Raw genomic sequence first — 11,134 nt, forward strand, 5'->3', positions numbered from 1 at the left:
GTGCCCAATATGAGTTTGATGGCCATGCTTACCAGTTGCAAACTATACAAGGTGTGATGGGAAAAACCGGTAATGGCAGCTTATACCGTATCAGGTCAAAAGGGCAACGTATTGTATTAGCACTAACAGATCATTAAAAATAAACCAGCCCGCTGCCGTTACGCTTAAGTCAAGTTGTGCAGGTCAGAGCGCCCAATAACCTGCGCGACTTTTAAGTGATTCAGCCGAACGGGTTTACGTTTACCTATCCCTCTGAATAATGAGAGAGACTATCTTGTGGTCGCCTCCCATAAGCCTGATATTGAAATACATATCAAAAACAAAGACACAAACGCATGGTTAATTAACCGTTCCGCGAAAATATGTCTTTGCCTTAAAAAGCATTTAGCTAGTGTTCACTTTCTTTTTCGATCTAACAACCTATAGAAAATCAATATATTCTTTAACCTGTTTGGCATTTGAGCTATTGCTTAGTTGAATGGCTGTATTTCAGGCTCGAATAAGAAAATTACATCTGAGGGTTTCCTCGTTTGTTTACTGATCTGCCGTGTCGCATCATCCAAATATTATGAGTCAAGACTATATAAACTGCCTATTTATCTATACTCAGTAAAATTTCAGTCAATTCATCAGGGCGATGCTCCATAACATTATGTTCGCAATCAATCACCTCCACTCGCCATTCTGGGGAATTTTTACGTAATTCATATTGTTGCCGGAAAGGAGTATTTTCCCAGCCGCTGAGATAGATAAAAGTAAGATCTCGAATTTGCTTGTAGTTACCAATTAATCGTAGACTTTGCATAAAGGTAGCCAAAGGGTGTGGGCGTCTTCTACTATCAGAACCCGGTCTGCTAACTACATTAAATCCATCCACAGCTGCGCCGGTTGCAAAAAGCTCACGATATTGATCACTAGTTAGCTTCCAACATGAATCCCCGTCTTTTGGAATATAGGCATCTATGTATACAAGCGCGAAAATTCTTTCAGGAATATTATCAGCTACACCTGTAATAACCATTCCAGCATAGCTATGCCCGCATAAGATCACATCGGTCAATTTCTTCTCAACAATAAAATCAATAACAAATTGAATGTGTGTTGTCAAATTAACGATCTTGTCTTGACTAACTTTTTTTTGCTCGAGTCCGGGTAATGTTAAAGAAAAACAATCTTTTTCAACTGATTTCATTCGCGTTGTTATTGGATCAAATGTCCACGCACCATGCCACCCACCTGGTATAAATAAATAAGTTTTTTTAGTTCTGTCAATCATTGGTCGAAAAGCTTTAATGAATATTGAGCTAATTATACGCAAATGTAAAATCAACTTTACGGTTTTGGTCGCCCTTCCCTTTATTTCTGCAAAACATGCGTGCTGCAAATCTATTAAGTTGTTTCCTTTCCGAAACAAAATGGGAAAGCACCGCTATCAATTGCCATTGCCCCACGGATGCGCGAACCGGGAGCGATTTTCTATAGTTTTTGATTTCATGGACTTTTTTGACTTATATACTTAAATTACATTAATCACGGATGCTGAATAAGGACGCTTTTTCAATCTTCCAGTTTGTTCTTTGCAGATTTCCTATGACGGCACCGCCCGGGCACTTTTTTTTGGTTCATCGGAAGAAGTGTGTTTGGGGATCGATAGAGACGTAGGAATTATAATGGCAGAACCAACACCCTGCAATACCCGGAAGCCGATCAACGCAAACGGGCTCCAGGCCAATCCACAGCAGGTAGAAGCTAAGCCAAACAGCAGTAGACTCAAATGGAGGAGCCGTTGGGAACCTAACGGGTCGCTAATGACGCCAGCATCAATACCGCGAAAGCAACGGCATGACCGTCAACGACCCATTGCAGGGTACTCATACCGGCCGAAAAGGATTTACCGATCTGTGGAAGGGCGACGTTGACAATCAAAACATCCAACTGTGAAAGCACAAAAGCCAGGCTTGTTGTAAAGGTAAACAAGATATACGCCCGGGCTGAAGCGTGGCCTCCAAATCGGATGGTTCAGTAACTAATTTTTTTCAGTTTTACTACTGACTTTTTTAAGGAAATTACCCTTAAAAAGCCTTCCTAATGGCAGGGACCGATCACCAAGCTTAACCTGTTCTGCCGTATAGCTCGTCATCTTATCCAAAGCGATAATAAATGACTTATGAATCCTTGTAAATTCTTGTTCAGGAAGTTTTTCCTCCATGTAACCCAACTTTTCCGAAGCGATATAAGCGTGATGTACCGTGTGTACCTGAATGTAATCAGCGAGCCCCTCAATAAAAATAATATCTTTTAAAAATATCTTGACCTGTTCCCTGCCGACTTTAAAAAAATGATAGGCATCCTGGTAGTCCGGGGGCGGTTGCATGTTTTTGTGCATATACCTGAATACCGCCTTCATGAATCTTTCCCTTGTAATAGGTTTGACAAGATAATCCAAAACATCCAGCTCATAGGCATTGGCCGCATATTCTCTGAACGCGGTCGTAAAGATAAATTGGGGGCCGGCCTTCAGTGCCCCGATTAATTCGAGACCTGAAATTTTGGGCATTTGAATATCCAGGAAAACCAAGTCGATGACATTCTTCTGCAAAAAGGTAAATGCATCTAAACCATTGTCTAACGAAGCCACAACTTCAAATCCTTCGAAATCTGAAAGATGAAGCCTGATCAGTTCCCTTGCCGGCTCTTCATCATCAACTATTAAACATTTTACCATCTTTATTTGATTTTGAGTTTTAGAATAACAAGATAAGTAGCCAGCTCGTTTATTACTTTGATCTCATGCGCATCAGGATAGAGCAAATCCAATCTTTTCCTGACATTGGCCAATCCGATGCCACCAGAGTCAGCTTTAGGTTGATCATCCTCTTCTTTGCTGTTCTCTATCTTAATCGAAAGTTGTGCATCCTGCCTGGATACATCAACCCTTACCCAACTCTTACCAATAGACCCGGCAACACCGTGTTTGAAACAGTTTTCAATTAACGGTAGTAGAAGAAGCGGAACAATGGTCAACCCGCCAATTTCATTATAAATATTTAGCGATACGTCTAATTTACCACCATACCTGCTTTTTTGAAGTTCAATATAATTCTTCAAATAATCAATCTCAGTAGTCAATGGTACCTTATCCTGTGATGAATTGTATAAACTGTAATCGAGAAATCCGGAGAGGTGTGAAATTAAAGCGGCAGTGTCGGGACTGGTTTTTAAAGCAGTCGCGTAAATATTATTTAGCATGTTAAAAATAAAATGCGGTTGAACCTGGGCCTTAAGCAGATCCAACTCCGCCATCGTTTTCTGTTGCAATAGTTCTTGAACCCTGTTCCGTTCACGGTACCACGAACGTATAAAGTAATATAAAGCATATAGCCCTGTTATGGTATATAGATTGACAAACTCGGTCAGTATCTTCCCGAATGAAAAAAAGGGCATCCATGTTGCCTGCGGAAAATATTTTGGATAGACAATATAATAATTAATGTAACGTCGAGCCAACAATAGCAAAAACGAACACAAAATCAGACCAGCCAAGGCTACTTTCTTATTTTTGTGATATATCCGTTTAAAAAAGACATGGACGGCCAAGAGTGAAAATAAGAACGATACAGGCAACGCCATGCAGGCATTAATAAAATATTTATCGTAATCTGTGTACAATGACGCCAGCCCAAGCCATTGGTACAAAAAATACAACGTCCAAAAAAGGAGGTTAAAAAGAATTTCGTTATTAATCTTCATCTATTTACAAAATAACGCTTTTTACCTCTTTGGATTCCCGAGTAGCTGTAAACAACGTTTTTTTTTGGTGAACGCCGGATAAAGACCATATCAGTTATGTACAGGTAAAAGTAATTGAGAATGATTGTTGTATTTACATTTGGCTGCAATGAAATACGAATCACAATGCAACAACTAATATATATTGGCAGAACCTTTTATGCCCTTGCACTTATTGTATATGGTTTTCAACAGTTTTATTTTGGAACATTCCGGGATGTGTTTTTTTCTGTTTACCAGGACCATTTGCCTATGCTATCCCTTTTTGCCTATGCTTTTGGAATTTATCTTATAGCCACAGGTATATTGATTTTCATACCCGGCAAAGGCAGACAGGCTTCCTTGTTTTTAGCTGGGGTTTGGCTGGCCTTGTTTTTTGGAACTCATATCACCTACGAACTTTTGTCACAACCTAATAAATTGTATCATTTGGGTTTATGGGCGACTCCTTTAAAAGAGTTGGCTCTCGCTGGTGGAGCTTTCGTAGTGGCTTTTTCTTTCGAAAGTGATCCTTCGGCGGAAAAAGGTTTTTTGGCGAAGCTTATGCCTTACGGTAATCTATTTTTCCTGTACACGATTACAAGCTACGGAATATCTCATGTAATTTATGCCCCCTATATGGTAGATATTGTCCCTGCCGGCATGGCTAATCATCTTTTTTGGGTAAACCTTACCGGGATAGCTATGATATCCGCTGGTGTAACTATTATTCTGGGAATACGAATAAGGATAATAGCCCTGTTTCTTTTCCTGATGATTTTTTTATGGGTTTGGCTCGTACATGTTCCGGGTACGCTTGCACATCCAATTGCTGCTAACCGGGGAAATCTATTGGCGAGCACTTTCGACGCATTAGCTTTTAGCGGCACTGCGTTGCTTATTGCGTTGACTATGAAAAGGCAACAATGGGTGGAAGATATCGAAAACTGGAAGTGACACGGGTATGAAAAGAAATGAAAGTATTGATTTTATGCGGGGCTTGGTTATGATAATTATGGTACTCGACCATGTGCGTGACTTTTTTTACGTTACATCTCTTTCACAATCTCCGACAGACCTTCGAACAACGACATTTATTTTATTTTTTACTAGATGGACTACCCATTTATGCGCGCCAACTTTTGTGTTTTTATCAGGTGTATCGGTCTACTTATCCATTAAAGCCAATCGTGGAGAAGGTGCAAGGGCTTTCCTATTATCAAGAGGTTTGTGGCTTATCTTGTTGGATTTTACACTGATAAATTTCGGTATGTGGTTTGATATCGGTTTTCATTTTTTGATTTTCGAAGTGATTGCCGCTATTGGCGTTAGTTTTATTATTCTTAGCTTATTGTATAAACTGCCGCACCGGCTAACCGGGGTCATTGGAGTCATAATACTCGCTTTACATAATCTCATCGTTTTTGCTCCGGGTGCTGGAACTCCACTTTACCAAAAAATATTAATGCCATTTTTTTCACCCCAAGTGTTCAGTTTGGGTAATGGCAGAATATTTTTTATGGGCTATCCTCCCGTACCATGGTTGGGTATTATGTTGGTTGGTTTTGGTGCCAGTAGCTTTTTTCAACTACCCAAAGAGCGACAAAAACTACTTTTCTTAAAAATCGGCCTAACAGCAATAGCTTTGTTTATCGTTTTAAGAGCGATAAATATTTATGGTGATCCTAGCCCATGGACCGTTCAAAAAGGTCTGCTGTACACATTGCTTTCCTTTGCTAACGTCACCAAATATCCACCGTCGCTCTTATTTTGCTTACTGTTTTTAGGCATTATGTTTTTAATACTTTCCTGGGTTCAACTCATAAAAAATAAGTGGACGGATATCGTACGCGTATATGGTAGGGTACCGTTGTTCTATTTCCTTGTTCACTGGTATATTATCCATCCTTTTGTATTGATCATGGTTCTTTTAGAAGGCTATAAAACCTCTGATATGGTGTTCGGCTCGAATTTCGGAAGGCCAAAATCAGGAAGCGGGCTGCAATTGTGGGCGGTGTACTTGGTCTGGATGAGCATGGTAGTTTTAATGTACCCAATATGCAAATGGTATGGTAAATACAAAACAAAACACCGGGAGAAAAAATGGCTCCGGTATATCTAATTTATCTTAGCCTTCAAATCACCAGAAAAAATGGAAAAACGTCGCAAAACCACCTTTATCGTTCCATTATTATTTTGCTGTTCATTTACCATTGCTACTATGACGGCCTTGACCGGTATTCTCGTAGTATTTATGCAGAGCGCTCTGTGCTTTTAATATCATCGCCAACATGTAATATCGGCTACAACACAGGAGGTAACCTGCTGGCGTTAAAGCGCGACTCCGCTACGATTGAAGGCGGCACCCGGATAGAATTTGATAATCTGGCCTATACTTAAGATCCGGCCAATCGGCTGAAAACGGCAAGTGATGGAGCAGGTACTAATTATACAGGTTATGGCTTTTGAAATTTTTCGGGGATGACAGCAGGAACTTACGCTTATGATGCCAATGGCAGTCTATCGGTGGATTCTTATAAAGCATTGGTCATAGCTCATAACACCGTTAATCGAACGGATAAGATCACGATACCTCCGCCGCGGGCTGTAACCCTCCCTTAGTTCGGACTGGTGTGTAATAGACTAAATTATCTGTTATTTACGTTTTTTCCTTATTAAATATATTATCAAAATAACTACAGCAATCACTGCAAGTATATGCCACCATGTGAATATAGCTTTGAAGTAGAAGCCACCTGATACAGGGCTGACCTGCAGAATTGGATAAATGTTAATTTTCATTGTGATACTGTTGTTGGTTTATGTTTTTCATCCTCTTAAAAAGGTCTGGAGTAATACCTCCTAATGCTTCATGCGGTCTGCTATAATTGTAATCATCCTGCCATCACGATCAGCCCTGTAGGGAAGCTCAGTCACCGGAACCTTTTCTGCAGTTTGCCTGACGGTAAGCAACCGGTCGCCAAGTGGACTCCCGTCAAGCGCTTCAATCACTCGGTCCGCCCCGGCCTGATCGGTCATTTCGAGAAAAGCATAGCCTTTGCATCGTTTAGTCTTTTTATCCCGGACAATCTTGATGGTGCCTACGGTTGCATGTACATTAAACAATTTGACGATGTCCATTTCTGTCATGTCCAGGGGAAAACCACAGACAAATAATTTCATAGATAAATACTGATATAATATGCAAACGTAAGTACCATTTTAATAGGTTACCCCATCTTATTCCTTTTGATTCATCTGGCAGAATGCGAAGTGCAGGTAACGGTACCGGTATTGCAGCTATCTTGGAATAAAACCGATAGTGTTTTCTGTCAGCAATGCTCTTGAGAAAAACAAACGCCAAACAATTACTTTCCGGTAAAGCTGTCGAGCAGTTCTGCTTTAACTTTATTCATGTCCTTTTCCAGCATGTTATAAATGTCGTCGTATTGCATGCACAAATCAAATATCGTTATATTATACTGGCCGTAAAGCGCTTCTTTATCCGCCTCCGCCGCCTTGGTTATTTTGTCTGAAATATCCAGGTATTTGAGGAACAGGATATGAGATCGCGTATTGGCTTCCATAATTTCATTAAAAGACAGGGATATATTAAAATATAGACCCATCAGGTTATGTTTCCAGTTTTTCTCGTTGAGCTTTTTCAGGTGGGCATCCAGCTTTTTTATTTCACTACTGAGAAATTTCAAACTGCTTTCGCTTCTGGAGTCATTACGGTTTTTGTGAATGTTGACACTTTTCTTCAAAATGGACATTGTTTCACCTGTCATAAAATAAAAGTTCTCCGCGATTTCTATTTTCTTGTCCCGGTACTGTTTGTGCAGTTCCAGGCGGGATTTTCGTTTGTCACTGTAATAGGTAAACAAGCCCGTCAGTGTTTGTGTAAGCAGCGCGCCGGCCAGTCCGGAGAAGGCGCTCACCGCGATCAGGGTGTTATTGTCTGGCATGATCTGTTATTTGTTCAAAATTACTAAATTTATTAGTAAATTAAAATAAGCAGGGCAACAAAGGCTAAATTGTGCGGTTATTTGGTCGTTTGTTTGTGCGGTCTCCGGCCTATTTGGTTAGAGGAGGCAGCAGCGCTATTCTTTTCGTAAATATTCGATCTCTGTGTATTTAAGAACGGTGCTGTCTGTTTCCGTTTTTGTCTCTTCATAATAAAGTACCAGTTGACTTGCTGTGAGCGATTTTATGGTGAATTGATAGGAGGCAGCGTCCATATCAGCTTGTTTCGGGTAGTTTACCGTCAGTGCATTTCCGGTTAAACTGTAATTGAAATGGAGGATGCTGGATTCCGTGGGGCCATTGGGACCAGCGGAGATGCCCTGAGCATTTTTATCAAATTGTTCGTAAAAAAGCACCGTCAAAACTACGGCCACCTGTATTACTGGTAAAGTTTAACTGTCCGTTTTTATAATCCCTGATGGTGTCCTGGGTATAGATCCATTTTCCCACCAGTAATGATGCATTGGTCGTACCAGGGTTACCGGAATGGTCTTTTTTGCAGGAAAACAGGGCAATGCTAAAGAAGAGTAAAAGTATTAGTTTTTTCATTTTGACTGGATAAGGTTAAGCGGGCCGCTAATATGTGAAATTTGCGTGATCCGTTTTATGGCAAATCTTTGTAATCGGACAGCCTGCTGATATACTTCAGTCTGTTATTACTGCAATGATAGGAGACTGTTTTTATATATAGCTCTTTTTGTCCCGGTTAACATTTCATTGGATGCACTAATAATGTATGGTCATTGCATACACAGAGATCTATCTTACCGGACTGTTTTGTTAGGGTTCCCGGTTTTGATCAACAGATTGATTATGTACGATGAGTATATTTATTAAATGAGGCTGATGTCAGACCTGCTTCACAAAAACAGCTCGAATTCTTTAGCCTGCGCTTACTCAAATAAAAGCAGGGTTTTGGAACGAGACTTTGTTGATCAGCTCTTTAGTAATGAGACAACGGACGTCATTTTATAAGTATAGGCGCTCTTATTATCTGTTGTTAAAACCTGGTGTGCCACCATTCACTTATATAGGTTTACATATTTACAATAAAAAATCAGCCTTATAAAAATATTTGCTTACTAATTTCGATCGCACGCCAAGGATTAATTTGGGTTGGCATTTCGATAATAGCATAAAGACAAACGAAGTCTTTGCAGCTTGTAATGCCAGGTTTCGCTTCACGCAAAAGCATGGATATTTCCAACTTTAATTACCTAAATTTGTATTTGGGTGTACTTTCCCCTGACGCGATGGCGGTTGACCAATTAAAGGATCTGAATGAAACTGAATTATTGCACAGGTTGCAACTTGGCGACATACAAGCTTTTGATTATATTTTCGGGAAATTTTATAGCGCGCTTTGTTTTTTTGCCACCAGGCTAACGTCTGAGAGGTTTGTCGCGGAGGAAATTGTTCAGGACACTTTTTATAAGCTATGGAATAAACATGCGGATTTTGTCAGCCTGAACTCGATAAAAGCTTTTCTATACATAAGCACCCGTAATGCCTCGATTAATTTTTTAAACAAAGAGCAACGAAAAATAAAGCATGGTGTCGAGCTTGGGTTACTGGAAGATGAATTTCAGGAACCGATAATTAATCAGATTATTTACGCAGAAGTATTACGCGAGATTGCAATTGAAGTAGATGCCCTCCCTGAACAATGTGCGAAAATTATCAAAATGATCTTTGAAGACGGATTACAACCTAAGGAGATTGCTGGCAAACTTAATATAACAGTAAGTACTGTTTATAATCAAAAAATGCGCGGACTTTCGATTTTAAAGAAACGTCTTTCGGGAAGAGGATTTAGCACCCTGACTGCCGTGATACTGTCCGTGTATTTCAGATAAGAAATTCTGCCGAGATCAATATTTTATGGTTGCATCGCTTTTTTAGCCATTGCTTCAGCTAGGTTGCTTTTTAAATTTAAAAGTCATTGATTGTAAGTTTGTTACCCAATTTTCCCTGGGTCGTTACAATGATTTGCCAGAAAGATTTTAAGAATGCAACTATTTTTTTTCAATTCCTTTAGAGGAAAGACCATTGTGTATTGTTTCTATTATATTAAAGCCAATTAATAAGCCATGTCGGACAAAAAGTTGTATGATTCATTTCATATAAGCGCGCTTTTAGCAGGAAAGCTTAGTAATTCCCTTACTGCCGCGGAAGAGGCTGAGCTGGCGGTGTGGTTAGATAAGAGCGTTAGCAACAGGGAAATCCTTGAAAAACTGTCGAATAAAAGTGTCCGTAACGAAGACATCGAGCACCTGCTTGAATTTGATGCAGAAACGGCATTGAAGGATGTGAAAGCCCGGATCGGCTATGACCAGAATACCGGGTTGAGACCCCATAGATTAAGAAGCTATGTCATAAGAATTGCCGTAGCTGCAACAGTTCTTGTAACGCTCGCTATAGGCTTTTTGTTATATAAGAACAAACCGCGGACAGAGCAGCTATCGCTTCATGTTAAAAAGACAGAGATAACGCCGGGTGTCAACAAAGCAATATTGGTTTTATCCAATGGGAATAAAATAGATCTTCAAGCTGCAAGAAGCGGCAGCATTGCTTACCAGGCCGGAACAACTGTGAGCAAGCATACAGACGGCAGAATAGATTATCAGAGCGCTGGTTCTGCAACCGCTCAACCAGGCACCGGGAATCAGTTAAACACTTTGTATGTACCTAAAGGGGGACAATATCAACTAACCCTTCCGGATGGTACCCAAGTCTGGCTTAATGCAGCTTCATCATTAAGCTATCCTGTTGCATTCAAGGGAAAAGAACGTCTGGTTAAATTAACCGGGGAGGCCTATTTCGAAGTCGCTAAGAATCCGGGTAAGCCATTTCACGTCAATGTAGATGGTAAGCAAACAGTGGAGGTGTTAGGGACACATTTTGATATCAAGGCTTATAAAGACGATTCCGATATCAGAACGACTTTACTGGAAGGCTCGGTAAAAGTAAGCGGTAAAAACAACCATGTAATTATAAAACCAGGCCAGATGGCCATTAATAATCTGAAAGAGCCTTTAACCATCAGGAATGCAGACCTAGATGAGGTTATGGGCTGGAAAAACGGGTTGTTTGTTTTTAATGATGAACGGATCGAGGAGGTGTTAAAAATAGCTGCGAGGTGGTATGATGTGGATGTGGAATACCACACCAGTGCGGGCCAAAAGAAGCTAAGGGGCATTATATCTAAATACAAAAACATTACAGAACTGCTTGATAATATAACAATAATATCCGGGATTCACTATAAAATAGAAGGAAGGAGGGTAATCTTGACGAATTAATCTTACTAAAAAGAGATTACCAAAAAATCACCAGGGGC

14 protein-coding genes and 1 pseudogene are annotated in these 11,134 nt (G+C 40.1%); 6 read left to right on the forward strand and 9 right to left on the reverse strand.

What is annotated here, in order from left to right; translation table 11 throughout:
- Window positions 1-592 precede the first annotated feature (592 nt).
- The 4 genes from J2W55_RS13500 to J2W55_RS13510 form a co-directional block, all read right to left on the reverse strand.
- A complete protein-coding gene (locus J2W55_RS13500; protein WP_310096487.1) occupies window positions 593-1,276 on the reverse strand; it encodes an alpha/beta fold hydrolase in 684 nt (227 codons plus the stop codon).
- A gap of 312 nt (window positions 1,277-1,588) precedes the next feature.
- Window positions 1,589-1,825 (reverse strand): MFS transporter, encoded by a 237-nt coding sequence (locus tag J2W55_RS25755; RefSeq protein WP_374726372.1) that lies wholly within the window; start codon window positions 1,823-1,825, stop codon window positions 1,589-1,591.
- A gap of 201 nt (window positions 1,826-2,026) precedes the next feature.
- The gene (locus tag J2W55_RS13505; RefSeq protein ID WP_310096488.1) at window positions 2,027-2,725 is read right to left on the reverse strand and encodes a LytR/AlgR family response regulator transcription factor; all 699 of its coding nucleotides are present in this window, start codon (window positions 2,723-2,725) and stop codon (window positions 2,027-2,029) included.
- A 2-nt stretch (window positions 2,726-2,727) separates the two neighbouring features.
- The gene (locus J2W55_RS13510; protein ID WP_310096489.1) at window positions 2,728-3,750 is read right to left on the reverse strand and encodes a sensor histidine kinase; all 1,023 of its coding nucleotides are present in this window, start codon (window positions 3,748-3,750) and stop codon (window positions 2,728-2,730) included.
- A gap of 120 nt (window positions 3,751-3,870) precedes the next feature.
- On the opposite strand from J2W55_RS13510, the gene J2W55_RS13515 reads away from it, so the two are divergent.
- The 4 genes from J2W55_RS13515 to J2W55_RS13530 all read left to right on the forward strand — a co-directional run bounded on the left by J2W55_RS13515 (window position 3,871) and on the right by J2W55_RS13530 (window position 6,390).
- Window positions 3,871-4,725, forward strand: a complete 855-nt coding sequence (locus J2W55_RS13515; protein WP_310096490.1) for a hypothetical protein — start codon at window positions 3,871-3,873, stop codon at window positions 4,723-4,725.
- A gap of 7 nt (window positions 4,726-4,732) precedes the next feature.
- Window positions 4,733-5,890 carry an acetyltransferase domain-containing protein gene (locus J2W55_RS13520; RefSeq protein ID WP_310096491.1) on the forward strand — a complete coding sequence of 386 codons (1,158 nt, stop codon included), beginning with the start codon at window positions 4,733-4,735 and terminating at the stop codon, window positions 5,888-5,890.
- Entirely contained in the window at window positions 5,872-6,168 is a 297-nt protein-coding gene (locus tag J2W55_RS13525; RefSeq protein WP_310096492.1) for a hypothetical protein, read from the forward strand. The genes J2W55_RS13520 and J2W55_RS13525 overlap by 19 nt, the downstream gene beginning before the upstream one ends.
- Window positions 6,169-6,249: 81 nt before the next feature.
- Window positions 6,250-6,390 (forward strand): hypothetical protein, encoded by a 141-nt coding sequence (locus J2W55_RS13530; protein WP_310096493.1) that lies wholly within the window; start codon window positions 6,250-6,252, stop codon window positions 6,388-6,390.
- Window positions 6,391-6,559: 169 nt separating this feature from the next.
- Here the strand turns inward: J2W55_RS13530 and J2W55_RS25760 are convergent.
- The 5 genes and pseudogenes from J2W55_RS25760 to J2W55_RS13550 form a co-directional block, all read right to left on the reverse strand.
- Window positions 6,560-6,649, reverse strand: a pseudogene (locus J2W55_RS25760) (hypothetical protein); the annotation flags it as partial.
- Window positions 6,631-6,951 carry an RNA recognition motif domain-containing protein gene (locus J2W55_RS13535; RefSeq protein ID WP_310096494.1) on the reverse strand — a complete coding sequence of 107 codons (321 nt, stop codon included), beginning with the start codon at window positions 6,949-6,951 and terminating at the stop codon, window positions 6,631-6,633. The gene J2W55_RS13535 and the pseudogene J2W55_RS25760, both read right to left, overlap by 19 nt.
- A gap of 185 nt (window positions 6,952-7,136) precedes the next feature.
- Window positions 7,137-7,736 (reverse strand): hypothetical protein, encoded by a 600-nt coding sequence (locus tag J2W55_RS13540; protein ID WP_310096495.1) that lies wholly within the window; start codon window positions 7,734-7,736, stop codon window positions 7,137-7,139.
- 135 nt (window positions 7,737-7,871) lie between these two features.
- A complete protein-coding gene (locus tag J2W55_RS13545; RefSeq protein ID WP_310096496.1) occupies window positions 7,872-8,168 on the reverse strand; it encodes a hypothetical protein in 297 nt (98 codons plus the stop codon).
- Window positions 8,128-8,343, reverse strand: a complete 216-nt coding sequence (locus J2W55_RS13550; protein WP_310096497.1) for a hypothetical protein — start codon at window positions 8,341-8,343, stop codon at window positions 8,128-8,130. The genes J2W55_RS13545 and J2W55_RS13550 overlap by 41 nt, the downstream gene beginning before the upstream one ends.
- A gap of 644 nt (window positions 8,344-8,987) precedes the next feature.
- On the opposite strand from J2W55_RS13550, the gene J2W55_RS13555 reads away from it, so the two are divergent.
- Both J2W55_RS13555 and J2W55_RS13560 read left to right on the forward strand, forming a co-directional pair.
- Window positions 8,988-9,650, forward strand: a complete 663-nt coding sequence (locus tag J2W55_RS13555; protein WP_310096498.1) for an RNA polymerase sigma-70 factor — start codon at window positions 8,988-8,990, stop codon at window positions 9,648-9,650.
- 234 nt (window positions 9,651-9,884) lie between these two features.
- A complete protein-coding gene (locus J2W55_RS13560; protein ID WP_310096499.1) occupies window positions 9,885-11,096 on the forward strand; it encodes a FecR family protein in 1,212 nt (403 codons plus the stop codon).
- The last annotated feature ends 38 nt before the right edge of the window (window positions 11,097-11,134 follow it).

This window comes from Mucilaginibacter pocheonensis, assembly GCF_031456535.1.
GTDB lineage: Bacteria > Bacteroidota > Bacteroidia > Sphingobacteriales > Sphingobacteriaceae > Mucilaginibacter > Mucilaginibacter pocheonensis.